The organism is Micropruina sp., assembly GCF_047606665.1.
Lineage (GTDB): Bacteria > Actinomycetota > Actinomycetes > Propionibacteriales > Propionibacteriaceae > Micropruina.
On sequence record NZ_JASGEF010000044.1, the window covers coordinates 1 to 19402 of the forward strand.

Genomic DNA, 19402 nt, shown 5'->3' on the forward strand with positions numbered 1-19402 from the left:
GTCGGTCGTCCCGGACCAGGCATCTGCGGCTCCTTCGGTAGAGGTTCTACCCCCTGAAACCGCCCCACCCCAACCGAAATTCCCGAATCCAGCAATTATCTCACGAAACAACCTGACAGGACACTAGCGCGCCAGCGGACGCTCGGCCAGGGCGTCCAGCTTCTCCGGATTGTTCACCATCAGCACCTGGGTGATCCGGCCGTCGACGATCACCACCTGGATCGCCGAGGTGACCCGCTCGCCGAGCCGGGTCAGCCAGCCCCGGTGGCCGTTCACCATCGCATGCTCGACCAGGCCATAGGCGTTGTCGGGTGCCGATGCCGATTTGACGACCACCCCGAGCAGGAACCGGGCGACTGGATCGGATCCGTGGATCGGACGCCGGGCCGCGCTGACCAGTCCGCCGCCGTCGGAGAGCAGCACCACATCGGGGGCCAGGACGTCCATCAAGGCCTGCAGGTCGCCGCCCAGCACGCTGCGTTCGAACTCGGCGCGCACCCGGTCGGCCGTCGCGGCGTCCGCGCTGAACCGGGGGCGTCGCGCCTCGACATGGCCGCGCGCCCGATGGGCCAGCTGTCGGACGGCGGCCGGAGTGCTGTCCACCGCCTGGGCGATCTCGTCATAGCTGTAGCCGAACACCTCGCGCAGTACGAAGACCGCCCGCTCCTTCGGACCCAGCGACTCCAGCACCACCAGCAGGGCGAGCGACACCGACTCGGCCAGCACCACGTCGTCGGCGACGTCGGGGGAGGTCAGCAGCGGTTCGGGCAGCCACGGCCCCACGTAGTCCTCGCGGCGGCGGGCCAGGGTGCGCAGCCGGTTCAGCGCGAGCCGGGTGACCACCTGGACCATGTAGGCCCGTGGATGGTCGACCGGCCTCGACGGCCGTCCCGACCAGCGCAGGTAGGCGTCCTGCACCACGTCTTCGGCGTCGGCCACCGAACCCAGCAGTTCGTAGGCGATGGTGAAGAGCAGCGACCGATGGCGATCGAAGACCGCGGCGTCGTCGTTCATTCCGCCGACGGTAGCTGGCAGCTGGCCGAGAAGCCCTGGGAGACCAGGCCGAGGGTCGAGTTGAACCGCGAGCGCTGATTCTCGATCGCCACGATCATGGCGAGCTCGATCAGCCCGGCGTCGCCGAGGGTCGCGCGCAGCGGTGCCACCATCGCGTCTGTGACCTCGGTGGGCGTCCGGGTGGCGGCGACGGCGAACTCGATCACCTGCTTCTCCAGGACGGTCAGGTTCTCGGCGGTGCTCCAGTTCGGCACCGCCGCCAGCTTGGCCAGGTCGAGGCCCTCGGTGTGGGCCAGGTGGTAGCCGAAGTCGATGCACCAGGTGCAGCCGATCTCGGCGGCGGCCGCCATGGTGGCGAGCGCCTTCAGACCCGGATCGAGCCGGTCGAATTTCGCCACGCGGCGTTCGTAGGCGAAGGTGGCGAGCAGGACGCGGCGGTTGAACGCCATCGCGTGGGCGTTGTCGAGCGGTCGGCCGTACATCCGGCGGCAGGCCCAGGTGAGGAGCCGTCCGAACGGTCCGGCCGGCGGATCGATCGGGACACGGGCGAGCCGCCGCCGCGCCTCCCATTCGGTGCCAGGGCCGGGCGTGACAGAGACCAGTGGGGGAGTTGGGTGCGGTGTGGTGTTCATGACTCTGGGACACCGCGGCGTCCCTGGTTGTGACAGGTTTCGCGGCCGGTGTCGTCCGAATCGTCGCGCGGTGCGGGTAGTGGTCAGCGCTCCGTCATCGGCAGCCGAGGCACGGACGGCAGCGGGTCGTTCGGCAGCCGGCTGTAGGCGACGACGTCCAGCCGTTCGCCGTCGATCAGCAGCTTGCTGCGCTCCAGGCCCTCCTGGACGAAGCCAGCGGCACGGGCCACGGCGCCCGAGGCCGGATTGTTCACCCGATGACCCAGTTCGAGCCGATGCAGCCCGCCCTCGCCGAGCGCCCAGTCGGCGACTGTAGCGGCGGCCCGCGACGTCCAGCCTCGACCCCGGAAACGCGCATGCATCCAGTACCAGAACCAGCCGTTGCGGTTCCCGGTGTCGACCGTGACCCCGACCACGCCGACCACCTGCTCCTCGTGAACGATCGCAAAGGCAATGTGCGGCCCGGCCGCCTCGGTCAGCCGCTCGACGTACGCGAGCGCCCCCTGCGCGTCGGTCACCGACCCTTGGCGGGCCATGTCAGACGCCGCGACGAACGCGGCCAGCACGTCCGGCGCATCGGTGGTCCGCAGCCTGCGCAGCTCCGGGTCGTTCATGCCCTGTGACGCTACGCTGCGCGGCAAGCCCGGGCGATGGTGTCCACGCCGTCCGGCACCGTTTGTGCTCGGACGTGACCGGACCGCTACGCTGGTGCCCTTGCGGATGTAGCTCAATGGCAGAGCCCCAGCCTTCCAAGCTGGTCATGCGGGTTCGATTCCCGTCATCCGCTCCAATGTTCATGAGCCTAAACTCGGCGCATGAGTGTCGAGAGAACTGAGTTGCATGAACTCGTCGACCGGCTCCCTGACAACGAGTTGGCAGGCATGCTCGCCGTTGCCAGACGACGCTTGGTCGCCGTGTCGGTGGGTGCAGGCTGGCGTCCGGAGTTTTTCGGCATCATCGATGGTTCCGAGGTACCTGCGGATGTCGCCGACAATGTCGACGTGTATCTCGCCGCCGATGGGTTCGGGCAGGACTCGATGTGATCTTGTGAGATTCGGGGACCCTTATCGCCGCCGCGATCCTAAGCCAGCCCTCGTATCGCGCGTGCGTCGACCTGTTTACCGGGCTCCGGCTCGCTGGTCGGCAACTACTCGTCCCCGCCACGGTGGCCGCGGAGGTCGGGTTCATGCTCGAGAAGCTGGGTGGCGTCGAGCGGAGACGGCATTCTGCGAGCCCTCGCGAATGGTGATCTTCACCCAGTCGAAGTCACGGAGGGCGACTACGCGCGGATGGCCGATCTGGGCCAGCGGTACAGCGATCTCCCCGTGGGTACCACCGATTTGGGTACCACCGATGCCTCGGTAGTGGCGCTTGCCGAACGTCTCGGCATCACCGAGATCGCCACTCTCGATCGTCGTCACTTCACTGTCGTTCGGCCCCGCCACGCTGGTGCGTTGACCCCGCTGCCCGAGCGCCTCTGAGCACGGACGCCTCGTTGCGGGCGAGCGTTGGTGGCGGTCGAGGGTGTAGTCTGCGAGACGGTCAGACACCGAGTTCAGCGACCGATCGGCCCGCCTGGCCCCCTTCGCACGCTGGTCATGCGGTTCGTTTCCTTGTTATCCGCTCCGGTTCATGACCGCACTGAAATACCACCGATCACAGGAGCACCACGTTGCCCAGCACCGTCGAGCAACTCAGCCCGTCACGGGCGAAGCTGACCGTCGAGATTCCCTTCGCCGAGCTTCAACCTCACCTGACCAAGGCCTACCGCGAGATCGCCCAGAGCGTCACCATCCCGGGCTTCCGCAAGGGCAAGGTGCCGTCGGCGGTGATCGACCAGCGGTTCGGCCGCGGAGTCGTCCTGCAAGAGGCGATCAACGCCGCGCTGCCCAATGCCTACGGCCAGGCGGTCGAGGCCAACAAGCTGATCCCGCTGGGTGATCCCGAGGTCGAGATCACCAAGCTCGAGGACGGCGACCTGGTCGAATTCGTCGCCGAGGTGGACGTCCGCCCCGAGCTGACCCTGCCGGCCTTCGACACTCTGGCCGTCACTGTTCCGGTGCTCGCCGAGTTGGACGCCGAGGTCGACAGCCGGATCGAACTGATCCGCGAGCGGTTCGCCACCACCACCGAGGTCGACCGCCCGGCCGCCGATGGCGACGTGGTCACCATCGACCTGGTCGGCACGCGCGACGGCGAGGCGCTGCCCGACGCCACCGCCGAGGGCATCACCTACACGATCGGCTCCGACGGCATGCTGGACGGCCTGGACGAGGCCGTCACCGGTCTGTCCGCCGGCGAGTCCGCCGACTTCAGCTCCGTCCTGGTGGGCGGCCCGCTGGCCGGTGAGCAGGCCGACATCCACGTCGCCGTCAGCAAGGTGTCCGAGCGGCAGCTGCCCGAGCTGGACGATGAGTTTGCCCAGCTGGTCTCCGAGTTCGACACCGTCGAGGAGATGCGTGACGATCTGACCAAGGGCGTCGAGCAGATGCTCCGCGCCGACCAGATCAACGCGGCCCGCGACAAGGTGCTGGAAGACCTGGTCGCCACGGTCGAGTTCGAGTTGCCCGGCAAGCTGCTGGCCGCCGAGATCGAGGCCCGGCACAACCAGATCGAGGAGCAACTCAAGAGTGCCGGGCTGACCCTCGACCGCTACCTGGCGACCGCCGAGGACGAGGACGCCGGCACGCCCGAGGAGTTCTGGGCAGTCGTCGACTCCCGTGCCGAGCAGGGGCTGCGCGCGCAGATCCTGCTGGACGCCATCGCCGATCAGCAGGAGGTGGGTGTCGAGCAGCACGAACTGACCGACCTGATCGTCCGCAAGGCGCAGGCGGCCGGCTCGACGCCCGAGCAGGAACTGCAGCACATGATGGACCACGATCACATCGGTGCCTGGATGCAGGAGATCCGGCGCAACAAGGCGCTCGGCCTGATCCTGGCCGCCGCGACCGTGACCGACGAGGCCGGCGCGCCGGTCGAGGTCGCTCCGGCCGCCCCCGAGGCGGGCGCCGAGGCTGAGGAAGAGGCTTCGGCCGAAGCCTGACCGTGATTCACCCGACGGGGCCCGCGCAGCAGCGCAGGGCCCCGTCCGGCGTCTCCGAGAGCGTTGGGCTCCGGTCCGGTCACTGGGGACGGTTCTCTCGGTCAGCGGGGACGGTTGTCTTGGTCACTCCGGTGCTACCCGTGGTCTGTGCTTCGAAAGGGGACGGTTCCCGCGGTCACTCGGGGCCGTGCGGTCTGCCGTCAGCGAACAGCAGTGGGATGTTCTTAGTTTTGTCGGTGCCGTTGGATAGGTTCGCAGCGTGAACGACATGCGACCATTGCCCCCCTCGGCCGCCGCACCGATGCGCGCCGCGGCCGGTCTCAGCCCGGCCGGTATGAACGACTCGGTCTACCAGTCGCTGCTGGCCAACCGGATCATCTTCCTCGGCTCCGAGGTGCGCGACGAGAATGCCAACGCGATCTGCGCGCAGATGCTGCTGCTGAACGCCGAGGACCCGCGCTCCGACATCTACCTGTACATCAACTCTCCGGGCGGTTCGGTCGACTCCGGCATGGCGATCTTCGACACCATGCAGTGGATCAGCAACGACGTCGCGACAGTGGCGATGGGGCTGGCGGCGTCCATGGGCCAGTTCCTGCTCAGTGCCGGCACCAAGGGCAAGCGGTTCGCGCTGCCGCACAGCCGGATCATGATGCACCAGCCGTCCGGCGGCCTGGGCGGCACGGCGTCCGATATTCGTATTCAGGCCGAGCAGTCGCTGCACATCAAGAAGACGATGTCGAGCCTGATCGCCCAGCACACCGGTCAGACCGTCGAACAGATCGAGGCCGACTCCGATCGCGACCGCTGGTTCACCGCCGAGCAGGCGCTGGAATACGGCTTCATCGATCACGTCTACGAGCGTGCCGCCCAGATCAGCACGAACTCCCCGAACCAGTGAGGACCGTCATGACCACGCCCGCTCTGCCCGGTGGACTGGCCACGGCCGGTCCGTCGATGGACTACTACATTCCGCAGTGGGAGGAGCGCACCAGCTACGGCATCCGGCGCGTCGACCCCTACACCAAGCTGTTCGAAGACCGGATCATCTTCCTCGGCACCCCGATCAGCGACGACATCGCCAACGCGGTGATGGCGCAGCTGCTCTGTCTACAGTCGATGGACCCGGAACGTCCGATCAGCATCTACATCAACTCACCCGGTGGCTCGTTCACCGCGCTGACCGCGATCTACGACACGATGCGCTACATCAAGCCCGACGTGCAGACCGTGTGCCTGGGCCAGGCTGCTTCGGCGGCGGCGGTGTTGTTGGCCGCCGGCACCAAGGGCAAGCGCCTGGCGTTGCCGAACAGCCGCATCCTGATCCACCAGCCGGCCACCGAGGGCGGCTACGGGCAGTCGTCCGACCTGGAGATCCAGGCCCGCGAGATCCTGCGGATCCGCTCGCTGATGGAGGGCATGCTCGCCGAGGCCACCGGCCAAGAGGTGGAGAAGATCTCCCGCGACATCGAGCGCGACAAGTACCTGACCGCTGAGGAGGCCGTCGAATACGGCATCGTGGACGCCATCCTCACCTCGCTGAAGGACGTCGAGAGCTGACCTGCCGCGCCGGGTTGCCTCCTTGCGGAAGCGGCCCGGCGGGCTAGGGTGACTCTCATCGGAAGGAGGGGTGGCGTGGCTCGAATCGGAGAGACCTCCGAACTGCTCAAATGCTCGTTCTGCGGAAAGAGCCAGAAGCAGGTCAAGAAGCTGATCGCGGGTCCGGGTGTCTACATCTGCGATGAGTGCATCGATCTGTGCAACGAGATCATCGAGGAGGAATTCTCCGAGGCTGCTGACGTCGGCCTGCTCGACGATCTGCCGAAACCCCGCGAGATCTGCGCCTTTCTCGACTCCTATGTGATCGGCCAGGAGGTGGCCAAGAAGGCCCTTAGCGTGGCCGTCTACAACCACTACAAGCGGGTTCAGGCGCAGGCCAGCAATCCTGGCGGACGGCGCGCCGTCGAGGAAGAGTCGGTCGAACTCGGCAAGTCGAACATCCTGCTGATCGGCCCGACCGGCTGCGGCAAGACCTATCTGGCCCAGACCCTGGCGCGGATGTTGAACGTCCCGTTCGCGATGGCCGACGCCACCGCGTTGACCGAGGCCGGCTACGTTGGCGAAGACGTCGAGAACATCCTGCTCAAGCTCATCCAGGCCGCCGATTTCGACGTCAAGAAGGCCGAGACCGGCATCATCTACATCGACGAGATCGACAAGGTGGCCCGCAAGAGCGAGAACCCGTCGATCACGCGCGACGTGTCCGGCGAGGGCGTCCAACAGGCGCTGCTGAAGATCCTCGAGGGCACCACGGCGTCCGTACCGCCACAAGGTGGCCGCAAACATCCGCATCAGGACTTCATCCAGATCGACACCACGAACATCTTGTTCATCGTCGGCGGCGCCTTCGCCGGGCTGGAAGAGATCATCAACGCACGGGTCGGCAAGCGTCCGCTGGGCTTCAACAACGACGCCGCGATCCGCAAGCCGGCGTCCACCAACCCGTTCGAAGAGGTCCGTCCCGAAGACCTGCACCGCTACGGCCTGATCCCCGAGTTCATTGGCCGGCTGCCGATGATCTCCACGGTTGCCTCGCTGGACGCCGAGGCCCTGGTCCGCATTCTGGTCGAGCCGAAGAACGCGCTGATCAAGCAGTTCCGCAAGCTGTTCGAGATGGACGGCGTCGACCTACAGTTCACCGACGACGCCATCGCCGCGGTGGCCGAGATGGCGCTGCATCGGGGAATCGGCGCCCGCGGGCTGCGTTCGATCCTGGAAGAGATCCTGCTCAACGTGATGTACCACGTGCCCAGCGACGACGATGTGGCACGGGTGCTGGTCACCGACGAGGTGGTTCGCGACGGCATTGCACCCACGCTGGTCTCGCGGGCCCAGGTGGCGCGCAGCGACCGGCGCGAGAAGAGCGCCTGACCTCCCCGCCCCGGACGCCTACTCCCGTGCGGGTGTGGTAGGGCTCGACGGATAGGCGTCAACTAGGCCGTGCAGTCGTGCCAGGCTGACCGCGACCAGGCGATCGTGGACGCCGAGCTTGCGATAGATGTTGCCCAGGTGCTTGTGCACGGTTCGCGGCGACAACTGCAACCGGGACGCGATCGACGTAGCCAGCAGTCCTTCGGCGAGCAGCGCCAACACCTGGAGCTCGCGGTCGGTCATGTGGTTCTGGTCGACCGCCGCCCGCACCCAGTCCTGCGCCTGCTGGGCGCGCACCGTCCGGGTAGCGTGCGGCCAGAACGCGACCAGGGCCTCCTGCGCCCGTTCCAGCACCAGCAGATCAGTGGCGTCGTAGGGTCGGGACCGCAGGAACACGAGCACCCGTCCGAGGCCCGGCCGGCCCGGCTCGTCGAGGTCGCCCGGGCGCATCGCCAGGGACGCCACATGGCCGAGATCCCTCAGGTATTCGACGCTGGACTGCTCCTCCCCGGTGTGCAGCATCCGGCTCACCAGGATGTCGGCGATCGCCAATGCGTCCGCGGTGTCCGGCGAATAGCAGACCAACTGGACGCTGCCGTCGGCCTCGAGGGCGATGGTGGCTGCCACATCGGCGGCCAGGCCGCGCGCCAGATGCTCGCAGACCACCCGGTCGGCCGAGCAGTTCGCGCTGAGTGCCCGCATCGCCTCGCACAGCATCTCCAACACCACCGTCGAAGGCTCGACCCGCGGTGCGTCATCCTCGTTCAGTGTCACGCAGGCGTCCCTTCGGCCGATCGTGCACACATCGACAACCATGGCGGCTCCTCCCGTCGCACAAGAGGAGCCGTGGCCGGCCTCGCGAAATACGGTGGCACAACTGCGTATTGCCGCTCAAGGTTTGCGGCGGTCAGGCTATGCCGATATCTGCCCACCGCGGCGCTTTCGCCTTGATCGCCCCTATCGGGCCGCCATATATTGACTCCAGACCGCAGGCAACCCGATAGCCTTGCCGTGTCATCACCCAGGTCCTCTGGGCCATACGTACAAAGGAGTCTCCATGGCCACCCGTGAAGTAGCGATCGGTTCGTCCGTCGGTCTGCACGCCCGCCCCGCTTCCATCTTCGTCCAGGCCGCCACGGCCACCGGAATTCCGGTCACCATCGCCAAGGCCGGTGGCAACCCGGTCGACGCCCGCAGCATCCTGGGCGTGATGGCGCTCGGCGCCAAGAACGGCGAGGTCGTCACGCTGTCCGCCGACGGCGACGGTGCGGACGCCGCACTCGACTCGCTGGTCGCGCTCCTCGCGCGAGATCTGGACGCCGAATGAGCGAACTGCACTCGACGCTGAGCGGCATCGGGGTCAGTGCGGGCGTGGCGGTCGGCCCTCTGGTCATCGTCAGCCCGCCGCCCTCCCCGCCCGCGGGCGAGGCGGTCGTCACGGATGTGGCGGCGGCGTCCGAGCAGGTGCGCGACACGCTGAAGGCGGTGGCCGAGGGCTACCTGGCCAAGGCCGCCAATGCCGATGCCCACGCCAAACCGATCCTCGAAGCCGGCGCCATGATGGCCGGCGACCCGGGTCTTGCGGGCGCGATCGATACGCAGTTGCAGAGTGGCACCAAAGGCATCACCACCGCCGTGTCGGCTGCTGTCGATGAGTACTGCGCGATGTTCGAGTCACTCGGCGGCTACATGGCCGAGCGGGTCACCGACCTGCGCGACGTCCGTGACCGTACCGTGGCCCGGCTGCTCGGCCAGGCCGAGCCCGGCGTCCCGACCCTGACCACGCCGAGCGTGCTGGCCGCGGTCGATCTGGCGCCGGCCGAGACCGCCACCCTGTCGGTCGACACCTGCCTGGGCATCATCACCTCGGCGGGCGGGCCGACCAGCCACACCGCGATCCTCGCGGCGCAGCTGGGCATCCCGGCGATCGTGCAGGCCACCGGCATCCTTGATGTGCCGTTCGGCACGACGGTTGCCCTGGACGGCGGTGTCGGCGAGATCATCGTCAACCCGAGCGAAGCCGAGCAGCAGGCACTGGCCGACCGCAAGGCTCGTCGCGAGAAGGCCCTGGCGGCCGGCTCCGGCAAGGGCATGACCCGCGACGGTCACCCGGTCCAGCTGCTGGCCAACATCGGCACTGTCGGCGACGCCCACAAGGCCGCCGCTCAGGACGTCGAGGGTGCCGGACTGTTCCGGTCGGAGTTCCTGTTCCTCGACCGGGACACCGCGCCCACCGTCGAAGAGCAGACCGCGACCTACACCGAGATCCTGCAAGCCTTCGGTGACCGCAAGGTCGTCGTCCGGACTCTCGACGCCGGCGCCGACAAGCCGCTGGCGTTCGCCGATCTGGGCCACGAGGAGAACCCGGCGCTGGGTCGTCGCGGCATCCGGCTCGGTGCGGTGCGCACCGACCTGCTCGACGATCAGCTGCAGGCGCTCGCCAACGCCCACAAGGCGACCGGTGGGCAGCTGTGGGTGATGGCGCCGATGATCGCCACCCGTCAGGAGGCCCGCTGGTTCGCCGAGAAGGTGCGCGCGGTGGGTCTGCCCAAGGTCGGCGTGATGATCGAGGTTCCGGCGGCCGCGCTGCGCTCGTTCGACGTGCTCAGCGAGGTCGACTTCGCCAGCCTCGGCACCAACGACCTCGGTCAGTACACGATGGCCGCCGACCGCATGCAGGGCGAGTTGGCCGAGTTGCTGAACCCGTGGCAGCCGGCTCTGCTCGACGTCATCTACTACGCCTGCGACGGCGGCGCCAAGACCGGTCATCCGGTCGGCGTCTGCGGTGAGTCGGGCGGCGATCCGCTGATGGCGTTGGTGTTGGCCGGTCTGGGTGTCGCCAGCCTGTCGATGGCGCCGAGCAAGGTCCGGGCCGTCCGGACGGCGCTGGCCCTGCACGATCTCTCCCAGTGCCAGCAGATGGCCGCCGCCGCGCGGGCGTCCGTTGGTCCGAAGGAGGCGCGTGAGGTCGTGCTCAGCATGGCCGATCCGATCATGCTCGACCTGCTCTGATCAGGCACAGCAAACGGCGAGGGCCGGCAACCATCACGGTTGCCGGCCCTCGCCGTTGTCACAGCCCCCTCCCTAACTACTTCTGCCCTCCCACATGTGGGAGGGCAGAAGTAGTTAGGGAGGGGGCTGGTGGGCCGGGGGACGGGCGGACGCCGTAGCGGCGTCCGTTATTTGGCGACGCCCTTGAGGCTGCCGGTCACCCCGCCGTCCTTCGCGCCGGCGAGGCACAATACCTCGCGGTCGCCGGTGGCCCAGGACTCCTGGACGGGGTACAGGTAGTACATGTCGTAGCTGGAGTCCTTGGCCGCCACCCCGACGAAGGTGTTGAACTCGGCGGTGCAGAATTTGTCCGCCTGCTTGGTCACCTCGGAGTCGCCTGGGAAGTTCCCGTCGGGCAGATCGGTCTTGGCGTACGCCTCGAAGTAGTGGCTCTGATCGCACGGCATCACTTCGACGCGTCCGACATCGCCGCCGTCCTTCATCGACCCGGTGCAGTCGCCGACCACGATCTGGAACGAGTCGATGGTCGCCGGGGCGGTGATCTGGCCGGCCGAGTTCCGCGGCACACCGGCCACCGCGCAGCCAGCCAGTAGTAGGCCGGTTGCAGCCAAGCCAGCGAGAACGCCGAACGCCCGAATCACTGGTCCACCGTACTGGACGGATCGTTTGAGACTGACGAGGCGACGACCGTTGGGGGATTGGCGTTCGTGGTCACTGAGATCGGCGGGACGGCTAGCGTCATGCCGCTGACCCTAAGCGGGCCGTCGTCCACGCTGATCTCGATCTCGCCGGTGATCCGGCCGACTGCCCTCAAGTCGTCCAGCACCGGGGCCACCCGGTCCAGCGCGGCCTGCGGTCCGGAGACCGTGACGGCGGATACCCCAGTCTTCATCGAGGCCTTAGCGTTCGATTTCCTGCCACGGATGCTCATCAGCAGCCCGGCCACATCGGTGAGCACCGCCGGGTCACCGCCGACCGGGATCTCCTCGGGCACTGGCCAACGACTGAGATGAACCGACCCGGACTGCCACCACGACCACACCTCTTCGGTGACGTACGGCATGAACGGGGCGAACAACCGCAGCTGAATGCTGAGCGCCAACTGCAACGCCGCGCGGGCGGACGCCGCGGCGTCCGGGCCCTGAGCGCCGTAGGCACGCTCCTTGACCAGCTCCAGGTAGTCGTCGCAGAACGACCAGAAGAACCGCTCGGCCACCTCCAGCGCGGCGCTGTAGTCGAACGCCTCGAAGGCATCGGTGGCGCGCACCACCACCTGGCGGAGCCCGGCCAGAATGGACAGGTCCACTGCCTCGGTGATGGCCTCGGCACCGACCAGGCCGTCGCCCATGCCGAGCACGAATTTGGACGCGTTCAGCACCTTCATCGCCAGCCGGCGTCCGACCTTCATGCCGGTCTCGTCGAAGGGTGAGTCCATCCCCGGACGGGCCATCGCGGCGCGCCACCGGACGGCGTCCGCACCGAACCGCTCCAGGATGTCGGTCGGCACGATGGTGTTGCCCACCGACTTGCTCATCTTCTTGCGGTCCGGGTCGACCACGAAGCCCGAGATGGCCACCGTCTTCCACGGCGCCACATGCTCTTCGAAGTGCGCTCGCACCACCCGGCTGAACACCCAGGTGCGAATGATGTCGTGCGCCTCGGGGGCGAAATCCATCGGGAAGGTCAGGCTCCACAACTCCGGATCGGTGTCCCAGCGGCAGGCGATCTGCGGGGTCAGGGACGAGGTGGCCCAGGTGTCCATGATGTCCGGGTCGCCGACGAAGCCGCCGGCCACGCCACGCTGCTCGGCGGTGTAGCCGGGCGGGACGTCCGAGGACGGGTCGACCGGCAGGGCGTCCTCGGCGGCGAAGATCGGACGGCCATGGTCGGGCTCGCCGTCGGTGTCCACCGGGTACCAGACCGGGAACGGCACGCCGAAGAACCGCTGCCGGCTGATCAGCCAGTCGCCGTTCAGGCCGTTCACCCAGTTGGAGTAGCGGTGCCGCATGTGGTCGGGCACCCACTGCAGCTCCTCGCCTCGGGCCAGCAGGGCCTGCTTGAGGTCGTCGTCCCGTCCGCCGTTGCGGATGTACCACTGCCGGGTCGAGACGATCTCGAGCGGCTTGTCGCCCTTCTCGTAGAAATTCGCCTTCCGGGTCGTCGGCGTCGGCTCACCGTCCAGGTCACCGGATTCGCGCAGCAGCGTCACCATCGCGGCCCGCGCCGAGAACGGCGTCTTGCCGGCCAGCTCTGCATACGGCTCAGGGTTGGTCAGCCAGTCGGGGGTCTCCCGGGCGAGGCGTCCGTCGCGCTGGATGACGGTGCGGGTCGGCAGCTGCAGCTCGCGCCACCACTGCACGTCGGTGGCGTCGCCGAAGGTGCAGCACATCGCGATGCCGGCGCCCTTGTCGGGCTCGGCGGCATGATGGGCCAGTACCGGAATCTCGACGCCGAACACCGGCGAGGTGACTGTGGTGCCGAACAGGTGCTGGTAGCGCGTGTCGTCGGGATGGGCGATCAGCGCGCACACGCTCGGCAGCAGCTCGGGCCGGGTGGTCTCGATGAAGACCGTCTCGCCGTCCGGGCGGTGGAAGGCCACCCGGTGGTAATGGCCCGGGTAGTCCCGGGCCTCCTGCTCGGCCTGAGCCACCGCGGTCTGGAAGGTGACGTCCCAGACCGTCGGCGCCTCGGCCAGGTAGGCCTCACCGCGGGCGCAGTTGCGCAGGAAGGCGCGCTGCGAGACCCGGATGGCGTCGGACGAGATGGTCGCGTAGAGGTGGTTGTCCCAGTCGACGCTGAGCCCCAGCGTCCGCCACAGGTTCTCGAACGCCTGCTCATCGACCTGGGTCAGCTGGTGGCACAGTTCGATGAAGTTCATCCGGCTGATCGACACCTGCCGCTTCGGGTCCGGCTTGGCCGGCGGGGTGAAGTCTGGGTCGTACGCGATCGACGGATCGCACCGGACACCGTAGAAGTTCTGCACCCGGCGCTCGGTGGGCAGCCCGTTGTCGTCCCAGCCCATCGGGTAGAAGACGTGCTTGCCCTGCATCCGCTGGTAGCGGGCGACCAGGTCGGTGTGGGTGAAGCTGAACACGTGCCCGACGTGCAGCGACCCGGACACCGTCGGCGGGGGAGTGTCGATCGAGAACACCTGTTCGCGCGATTCGGGCCGGACGAAGGTGTAGGTGCCGTCCTGCGCCCACTTCGCGGCCCATTTGGCCTCCAAGCCCTCCAGCGCCGGGCGATCCGGCACCACTACCGCCGAGCCCGGATGCGGGGTCGCGGCGGACACGGGCGGGCGAGATGTGACGGTCATGGGCTGCATCTTACGAAAGGGCGCGGCGCGGCAACCAATCGGCGGCCGGCCGCTGATCACTGGTCACCCAGTGGGCCGAGGCGTGTCAGTCCTTGCCCTCGGTCGACAGGATCAGCTGGCGGAAGGCGTCCGGCGTGGTCGCCTTTCCGATCGTCGCGTTGTCGATCGTGGTGCCGTTGACCCGCAGGGTGGGCGTCGAGGTGACGCCGGCCTTGGCGGCCAGTTCGTTGGTGCCGGTGACGAAGGCCGCCGTGGCCTTGGAGTCATAGCAGCTCTGGAAGGTGGTCAAGGCGTCACCGGTGATTCCGGCGGTTGCCGCGAAGTCGGCCCGCAACTGCTGGGTGGTGTAACCGGTGCCCTCGGTGGCGGGCTGCCCGGCGAACACCGCATTGTGATAGGCGGAGTACTTCCCGGCGTTGTCGGCGCAGGCGGCGGCGATGCCGGCCCTGGACGACGAGTCGTTGCGCAAATTGCCGTCCATGAAGGTCAGCGTCCGGTAGACGAGTTCAATCTGGCCCTGATCGGCCATGTCGTCCAGCGTCGAGCCGAACGCGTCCTCGAACTGCTTGCAGATCGGGCACTGGTAGTCGAAGAAGAGCTCCACCTTGGGTGCGCCCTGGGCGGCCTTGCCGGGGTTCACCACGATGCCGCTGCGGTCGGAGGTCGCGTTCGGCGGGATTGCCGCCGCGTTGGCGGTGTTGCCCTTGTTGAGTTGGCTGAAGAAGATCGTGGCGAACACCCCGACCACCACGATCGCCAGCACGATGGCGCCGACGATGACGATCCGCTGGGTGCGCTTGGCCTTCGCCTGCGCCTGCTGTTTGCGGCGAAGGGCTTCGCGACGACTCTCGCTCATACTGGGGACTCCTCGAGTTCTTCTTCGGTGATGTCGGCGGGGGTACGGAACAGCCACGTGTCGAGCGACAACGGGGAACGGGGGAACAGCGCGGCCCAGATGCCGCAGGCGAACAGTCCGGTATCGCGGGCGATATCCCACGGGTATTGGGCCATGCCGTTCTCGACCTCGCCGCCACCGCCGAAGCAGCCGCAGTCGATCGACAGGCCGTGCGCCCAGACCCAGGCGATGCCGATGACGAACGCCACCATCACGGCCGCGCCGATCCAAGCGGAGATGCGGGTGAACAGGCCCAGAACCAGCAGCAGGCCCACCGCCACCTCGAGCACCGGCAGCGCATAGCCGACCGGGCGGGTGAGGTCGAAGGGCAGCAACTGGTAGGCGCGCACCGCCTGCACGGACGCCTCCGGCCAGGGCAGTTTGAGTGCACCGGCGACGATCAGCGTCCAGCCGAGAATCTGCCGCGCAGCGAAGGTCGCCCACCGCACCCAGCGGCGTCCGGCAAAGGCGTGCGGCATGGCGTGAGTATACCCGCCGTCAAACGATCAACTATCTGTGGCGGCACTAGGCTGGGCGGCACCATGCCCGAAACACATCACGAGATCGTCCAGCGCCTGATCTCCCGCTGGCCCGAACACCGGATCGCCCCGGGAACCGCGCGCGTCGAGGCGCTGTGCGAACTGCTGGGGACGCCGCAGCGGGCCTACCCGGTGATTCAGATCGCCGGCACCAACGGCAAGGGCAGCACCGCGATCATGGTGGACGCCCTACTGCGCGCGCTCGGGCTGCGCACCGGACGGTTCACCAGTCCGCACCTGATCGACCTCACCGAACGGATCTGCATCGACGGCGAGCCGATGGACGCCGACGCCTTCGACGAACTGGTCGCCCACACCCAGCCGCTGATCGACATGATCGACGCCCAGGCCATCGGCGGCGTCTCGATGACCTTCTTCGAGGTGATCACCGCACTGGCCTATGAGGCGTTTGCCGAGGCGCCGGTGGACGTGGCGGTGGTCGAGGTCGGGTTGGGCGGCGTCACCGACGCCACCAATGTGATGGATGCCCAGGTCGCGGTGATCTGCCCGGTCGACTACGACCACACCCATCTGCTCGGCGACACGCTGACCGAGATCGCCACCGAGAAGGCCGGCATCATCAAGCCGGGCTCCCAGGTGGTGATGGCCGGTCAGCAGCCCGAGGCGGCGGCGGTGCTGATCCAGCGCTGCGCCGACGTCGGCGCGAAGGTCTACCTGGAGGGTGTCGAGTTCGGGCTGCTGGAACGGACGCCGGCCGTCGGCGGCCAGGTGCTGCGGATCGACACCGCCGGCGGCCCGGTCGGCGACCTGCTGCTGCCGCTGTTCGGCGCCCACATGGCGCACAACGCGGCGCTGGCGGTGGCGGCGGTGGAGGCGTTCCTGGGCGGGAAGCCGCTGGCCCCGGACATCATCGCCGAGGGGCTGGCTGCGGTGGACGCGCCGGCCCGGCTGGAGATCGTTCGCCGCTCGCCGACGGTGGTGCTGGACACCTGCCACAACCCGCACGGAGCCCGCGCCACCATGGCGGCGGTCACCGAGGCGTTCGCCTTCACGCCGCTGATCGGCGTGGTGGCGGCGATGGCCGACAAGGACGTCACCGGCCTGCTCGAGGTATTCGCGGAGGAGATGACCACCATCGTCTGCACGACGGCGTCCGGCACCAGCCGCGCGCTCTCCGCGGAGGCGTTGGGCGAGCTGGCCGCCGGAATAGTCGGCGCCGACCGGGTGCGAGTCGCCCCGACCATGGTGGACGCCATCGAGGCTGCGGTGGCTCTCGCCGACGACGCCGGCCAGGGCGCCGGCGTCCTGATCGCCGGATCGGTGATCGCGGCGGGCGAGGCGCGGGCATTGCTGCGGCGTGAGGAGGAACGATGAGGCTGGTGCCGACGAACCCGATGAATCGGGCGCTGATGTCCATCTTGATCTTCGAGGCGATCTGCTGCGGGTTGGCGATCCCCGGGATGATCCAGGTCGGGGACGCCTCGGTCGGGCTGGCCTTCGGGCTGGGCGGGACGGCGTTGCTGCTGTGCCTGGCGGCGTCCGGGATGTTGCGGCGTCCGATCGGCTGGACGCTGGCCTGGGCCGCGCAGCTGGCCTGCGTGGCGCTGGGCTTCGCGGTGGCCATGATGTTCGCGGTCGGCGCCGTCTTCCTGGTGCTGTTCGCGATCGGCTTCGTGCTGGGCAAGCGGCTCGAAGCGACCCGCACCGCGGGCTGACCGTCCGTCGACGGCCCTGCCACTGGGGGTTATGGGCGGGTCGGGCCGGTGGTGGCGTCCTAACCTCTAAGGTGGGCGATCATGAGCGAGCGTACTTTCGTGATCATCAAGCCGGACGCGGTGCGCCGCGGCCTGGTCGGCGCGGTCCTGTCCCGATACGAGGCGAAGGGGCTGCGGATCGTCGCACTCGAGCAGCGCACCATCGACGCCGAGCTGGCCGACCGGCACTACGCCGAGCACTGCGACCAGCCCTGGTACCCGCCGTTGCGCGACTTCATCACCTCCGGTCCGCTGGTGGCCCTGATCCTCGAAGGCGACGCCGCGATCGACGCCGTTCGGATCCTGAACGGGGTGACCGACGGACGCCGCGCGGCCCCCGGATCGATCCGCGGAGACTTCTCGCTGTCGAACCGGGAGAACCTGGTCCATGCCTCCGACTCGCCCGAGTCGTCGGCCCATGAGATAGCGCTCTGGTTCCCGAGCCTGGCATGACCCAGCCCCCGGTTCAGCCGAGCGGTTCCGGCTGGCAGTCGGCCGGCCCCGGACAGTCGTGGCAGGCGGTCGGCGGGACGCCGCCGGCGTCCGGCCAAGGCCCGCACCCCTGGCTGCCCACCGTGGTGGTGGCGAAGCCGTCCGTGCTGCCGGTCGAGCCGCGCGAGTACCACGAGTTCCTGCGGACGCCGAGCTTCCGCTGGTGGCGTCCGTTGCTCGCACTGACGATGGGCGTCGCACTCTACTTCGTCGCCAGTGTGATGCTCACGCTGCCGGCGCTGTTCTACGACGTCTCGACCGGACGCACTACCTGGGCCAGTTACGGCTCGCTCACCGGCATCACGGTGACCCCGGTGCTGTTCCTGGCCAACAACCTGGCGCTGGCCGCCTGCGTGCCGATCGCGACGCTGACCCAGTGGGCCTGCTTCGGGCAGCGACCCCGGTGGCTGTCGTCGGTGACCGGACGTTTCCGCTGGCGCTGGTTCGGCGAATGCCTGCTCTGGATTCTGCCGCTCTATCTGGTCTACCTGGTCGTGGGGATGGTGCTCGGCGGGCTGGGCGATCTTCGAGTCGGTCCCGACACGGCCTTCATGATCGCCGCCATCCTGCTGACCACTCCGCTGCAGGCTGCCGGTGAGGAGTATCTGCTGCGCGGTCTCGGGCAGCGCGCGGTGGCGTCCTGGCTGCCGCGGACGGCTGGGCTGGTGGTGAGCACGGTGGTCACCGCGGTCGTCTTCATGCAGTTGCACGGCGCCGGCGACCCCTGGCTGAACGGGTTCTACCTGTTCTTCGCCGTCGTCGGCTCGGTGCTGGCCTGGCGGACGGGAGGCCTCGAGGCGGCCGTCGCGCTGCACACGGTCAACAACGTGGTCTCGATGGCGGTGCTGCCGTTCACCGACTTCTCTACGATGTTCAACCGGCAGGCGGGTGCCGGCAGCCCGGCGGTGCTGGTGCAGGCAGCGCTGCTGGCCTGCGCGCTGGTCCTGGTGCTGTGGCGGGCGCGGGTCCGCGACGTGGTCGTCCGGACCGCTCCCGGAGCGCCGAGCCCAGGCGCCCCGCCGCCGGACGGCGGGCTGCCTACGTCCGGCGGCCCCATGCCGTCCCCACCGGCATCGACGATGCCCGTCACCTGGAGGCAGGACAGTGGAAACTAAGCCGGCTGAACCGATGCGCCGGGACGCCGGGATCTCCTGGCTGGTGTCGCGGATCCGGCCGCGAGCCGGACGCACCCTAGTCGGCATCGACGGTGTGGACGGCGCCGGGAAGACGACGTTCGCCGACGATCTGGCCGCCGAACTCGCCGATTCGGGGCTGACCGTGATCAGGATCAGCCTCGACGACTTCCTGAACCCGGCCGAGGTGCGGCACGCCAAGGGACGGACCTCGCCCGAGGGCTTCCTCGCCGACAGCTACGACTACCAGCGGTTCACCGACGACGTCCTGGAGCCGCTCGGCAGCGACGGCTGTGGCCGGTATCGGGCGAAGTCCTACGACGGACTCACCGAGACGCCGGTCAGCCCGCCCTGGCAGGTCGCCCCGGACGCCGCCGTCGTCGTGGTCGACGGACTCTTCCTGCACCGCGACCGGCTGCGGAACGCCCGCGGTCGCAAGGTGTGGGATCTGTCGGTCTGGCTCGACGTCCCGTTCGAGGAGTCGGTGCGCCGGCTCGCCCAGCGCGACGGTTCGCCGTCCGATGTGGACGACCCGCGAATTCGCCGCTACGTGGAGGGCCAGCGCCGCTACATCGAGCGGTACCGTCCGGCCGAGCGCGCCGACCTGGTCATCGACAACACCTGAACCGCTGCCACCGGTAACGGAGCACCGTGCCGAGGCCGATACACTGACGAACCCC

General features: G+C 68.4%; 20 protein-coding genes, 1 tRNA gene and 1 pseudogene. 14 read left to right on the forward strand and 8 right to left on the reverse strand.

The window, feature by feature from the left end:
• Positions 1–123: 123 nt before the first annotated feature.
• The 3 genes from QM619_RS10420 to QM619_RS10430 all read right to left on the reverse strand — a co-directional run bounded on the left by QM619_RS10420 (position 124) and on the right by QM619_RS10430 (position 2260).
• Positions 124–1014: an RNA polymerase sigma-70 factor gene (locus QM619_RS10420; RefSeq protein ID WP_415107887.1), complete on the reverse strand. Its 891-nt coding sequence runs from the start codon at positions 1012–1014 to the stop codon at positions 124–126.
• A complete protein-coding gene (locus tag QM619_RS10425; RefSeq protein ID WP_415107890.1) occupies positions 1011–1646 on the reverse strand; it encodes a carboxymuconolactone decarboxylase family protein in 636 nt (211 codons plus the stop codon). Before QM619_RS10425 ends, QM619_RS10420 begins: the two co-directional genes overlap by 4 nt.
• 83 nt (positions 1647–1729) lie before the next feature.
• Positions 1730–2260 (reverse strand): GNAT family N-acetyltransferase, encoded by a 531-nt coding sequence (locus QM619_RS10430; protein ID WP_415107893.1) that lies wholly within the window; start codon positions 2258–2260, stop codon positions 1730–1732.
• A gap of 102 nt (positions 2261–2362) precedes the next feature.
• Between QM619_RS10430 and QM619_RS10435 the strand changes: the two genes are divergently transcribed.
• The 7 genes from QM619_RS10435 to clpX all read left to right on the forward strand — a co-directional run bounded on the left by QM619_RS10435 (position 2363) and on the right by clpX (position 7620).
• Positions 2363–2436: transfer RNA gene (locus QM619_RS10435), tRNA-Gly, on the forward strand.
• Positions 2437–2461: 25 nt separating this feature from the next.
• On the forward strand, positions 2462–2689 hold the full coding sequence (locus tag QM619_RS10440; protein ID WP_415107896.1) for a hypothetical protein: 228 nt from the start codon (positions 2462–2464) through the stop codon (positions 2687–2689).
• A gap of 246 nt (positions 2690–2935) precedes the next feature.
• Complete coding sequence (locus QM619_RS10445; protein ID WP_415108107.1) at positions 2936–3127, forward strand: hypothetical protein; 192 nt, start codon at positions 2936–2938, stop codon at positions 3125–3127.
• A 191-nt stretch (positions 3128–3318) separates the two neighbouring features.
• Positions 3319–4689, forward strand: coding sequence for a trigger factor (tig, locus tag QM619_RS10450; protein ID WP_415107899.1), 1371 nt, complete (start codon positions 3319–3321; stop codon positions 4687–4689).
• A gap of 268 nt (positions 4690–4957) precedes the next feature.
• On the forward strand, positions 4958–5590 hold the full coding sequence (locus QM619_RS10455; protein ID WP_415108110.1) for an ATP-dependent Clp protease proteolytic subunit: 633 nt from the start codon (positions 4958–4960) through the stop codon (positions 5588–5590).
• 8 nt (positions 5591–5598) lie between these two features.
• Entirely contained in the window at positions 5599–6249 is a 651-nt protein-coding gene (locus QM619_RS10460; RefSeq protein ID WP_415107902.1) for an ATP-dependent Clp protease proteolytic subunit, read from the forward strand.
• Positions 6250–6324: 75 nt separating this feature from the next.
• Positions 6325–7620 (forward strand): ATP-dependent Clp protease ATP-binding subunit ClpX, encoded by a 1296-nt coding sequence (clpX, locus tag QM619_RS10465; protein ID WP_415107905.1) that lies wholly within the window; start codon positions 6325–6327, stop codon positions 7618–7620.
• 18 nt (positions 7621–7638) lie between these two features.
• Here clpX and QM619_RS10470 read toward each other — a convergent pair whose 3' ends face one another.
• Entirely contained in the window at positions 7639–8394 is a 756-nt protein-coding gene (locus QM619_RS10470) for a LuxR C-terminal-related transcriptional regulator (protein WP_415107908.1), read from the reverse strand.
• Between the two features lie 283 nt (positions 8395–8677).
• On the opposite strand from QM619_RS10470, the gene QM619_RS10475 reads away from it, so the two are divergent.
• Both QM619_RS10475 and ptsP read left to right on the forward strand, forming a co-directional pair.
• Complete coding sequence (locus tag QM619_RS10475) at positions 8678–8947, forward strand: HPr family phosphocarrier protein (protein ID WP_415107910.1); 270 nt, start codon at positions 8678–8680, stop codon at positions 8945–8947.
• Entirely contained in the window at positions 8944–10632 is a 1689-nt protein-coding gene (gene ptsP / locus QM619_RS10480; RefSeq protein ID WP_415107913.1) for a phosphoenolpyruvate--protein phosphotransferase, read from the forward strand. The genes QM619_RS10475 and ptsP overlap by 4 nt, the downstream gene beginning before the upstream one ends.
• A gap of 167 nt (positions 10633–10799) precedes the next feature.
• Here the strand turns inward: ptsP and QM619_RS10485 are convergent, their stop codons facing one another.
• The 4 genes and pseudogenes from QM619_RS10485 to QM619_RS10500 form a co-directional block, all read right to left on the reverse strand.
• Positions 10800–11273 carry a septum formation family protein gene (locus QM619_RS10485; protein ID WP_415107916.1) on the reverse strand — a complete coding sequence of 158 codons (474 nt, stop codon included), beginning with the start codon at positions 11271–11273 and terminating at the stop codon, positions 10800–10802.
• 155 nt (positions 11274–11428) lie between these two features.
• A pseudogene (gene valS, locus QM619_RS10490) lies at positions 11429–13948 on the reverse strand (valine--tRNA ligase); the annotation flags it as partial.
• 85 nt (positions 13949–14033) lie between these two features.
• Positions 14034–14804, reverse strand: coding sequence for a DsbA family protein (locus QM619_RS10495; protein WP_415107919.1), 771 nt, complete (start codon positions 14802–14804; stop codon positions 14034–14036).
• Positions 14801–15322 carry a MauE/DoxX family redox-associated membrane protein gene (locus QM619_RS10500; RefSeq protein ID WP_415107922.1) on the reverse strand — a complete coding sequence of 174 codons (522 nt, stop codon included), beginning with the start codon at positions 15320–15322 and terminating at the stop codon, positions 14801–14803. The genes QM619_RS10495 and QM619_RS10500 overlap by 4 nt, the downstream gene beginning before the upstream one ends.
• 63 nt (positions 15323–15385) lie before the next feature.
• Between QM619_RS10500 and QM619_RS10505 the strand changes: the two genes are divergently transcribed.
• From QM619_RS10505 to QM619_RS10525, 5 genes are all read left to right on the forward strand, one after another.
• On the forward strand, positions 15386–16717 hold the full coding sequence (locus QM619_RS10505) for a bifunctional folylpolyglutamate synthase/dihydrofolate synthase (protein WP_415107925.1): 1332 nt from the start codon (positions 15386–15388) through the stop codon (positions 16715–16717).
• Positions 16714–17058: a DUF4233 domain-containing protein gene (locus QM619_RS10510; protein ID WP_415107928.1), complete on the forward strand. Its 345-nt coding sequence runs from the start codon at positions 16714–16716 to the stop codon at positions 17056–17058. The genes QM619_RS10505 and QM619_RS10510 overlap by 4 nt, the downstream gene beginning before the upstream one ends.
• 81 nt (positions 17059–17139) lie before the next feature.
• Positions 17140–17550, forward strand: coding sequence for a nucleoside-diphosphate kinase (ndk, locus tag QM619_RS10515; RefSeq protein WP_415107931.1), 411 nt, complete (start codon positions 17140–17142; stop codon positions 17548–17550).
• Positions 17547–18704, forward strand: coding sequence for a lysostaphin resistance A-like protein (locus QM619_RS10520; RefSeq protein WP_415107934.1), 1158 nt, complete (start codon positions 17547–17549; stop codon positions 18702–18704). Before ndk ends, QM619_RS10520 begins: the two co-directional genes overlap by 4 nt.
• Positions 18694–19347, forward strand: a complete 654-nt coding sequence (locus tag QM619_RS10525) for a uridine kinase (RefSeq protein WP_415107937.1) — start codon at positions 18694–18696, stop codon at positions 19345–19347. The genes QM619_RS10520 and QM619_RS10525 overlap by 11 nt, the downstream gene beginning before the upstream one ends.
• Positions 19348–19402 lie beyond the last annotated feature (55 nt).

What these genes read in the sequence shown, in the direction of transcription:
- QM619_RS10430 (WP_415107893.1), bottom strand. Translation starts at nt 2,260, where the DNA reads ATGAACGACCCGGAGCTGCGCAGGCTGCGGACCACCGATGCGCCGGAC.
- QM619_RS10445 (WP_415108107.1), top strand. Translation starts at nt 2,936, where the DNA reads ATGGCCGATCTGGGCCAGCGGTACAGCGATCTCCCCGTGGGTACCACC.
- ndk (WP_415107931.1), top strand. Translation starts at nt 17,140, where the DNA reads ATGAGCGAGCGTACTTTCGTGATCATCAAGCCGGACGCGGTGCGCCGC.
- QM619_RS10500 (WP_415107922.1), bottom strand. Translation starts at nt 15,322, where the DNA reads ATGCCGCACGCCTTTGCCGGACGCCGCTGGGTGCGGTGGGCGACCTTC.
- QM619_RS10440 (WP_415107896.1), top strand. Translation starts at nt 2,462, where the DNA reads ATGAGTGTCGAGAGAACTGAGTTGCATGAACTCGTCGACCGGCTCCCT.
- QM619_RS10520 (WP_415107934.1), top strand. Translation starts at nt 17,547, where the DNA reads ATGACCCAGCCCCCGGTTCAGCCGAGCGGTTCCGGCTGGCAGTCGGCC.
- QM619_RS10510 (WP_415107928.1), top strand. Translation starts at nt 16,714, where the DNA reads ATGAGGCTGGTGCCGACGAACCCGATGAATCGGGCGCTGATGTCCATC.
- QM619_RS10455 (WP_415108110.1), top strand. Translation starts at nt 4,958, where the DNA reads ATGCGACCATTGCCCCCCTCGGCCGCCGCACCGATGCGCGCCGCGGCC.
- QM619_RS10420 (WP_415107887.1), bottom strand. Translation starts at nt 1,014, where the DNA reads ATGAACGACGACGCCGCGGTCTTCGATCGCCATCGGTCGCTGCTCTTC.
- QM619_RS10495 (WP_415107919.1), bottom strand. Translation starts at nt 14,804, where the DNA reads ATGAGCGAGAGTCGTCGCGAAGCCCTTCGCCGCAAACAGCAGGCGCAG.
- ptsP (WP_415107913.1), top strand. Translation starts at nt 8,944, where the DNA reads ATGAGCGAACTGCACTCGACGCTGAGCGGCATCGGGGTCAGTGCGGGC.
- QM619_RS10460 (WP_415107902.1), top strand. Translation starts at nt 5,599, where the DNA reads ATGACCACGCCCGCTCTGCCCGGTGGACTGGCCACGGCCGGTCCGTCG.
- QM619_RS10425 (WP_415107890.1), bottom strand. Translation starts at nt 1,646, where the DNA reads ATGAACACCACACCGCACCCAACTCCCCCACTGGTCTCTGTCACGCCC.
- QM619_RS10475 (WP_415107910.1), top strand. Translation starts at nt 8,678, where the DNA reads ATGGCCACCCGTGAAGTAGCGATCGGTTCGTCCGTCGGTCTGCACGCC.
- QM619_RS10505 (WP_415107925.1), top strand. Translation starts at nt 15,386, where the DNA reads ATGCCCGAAACACATCACGAGATCGTCCAGCGCCTGATCTCCCGCTGG.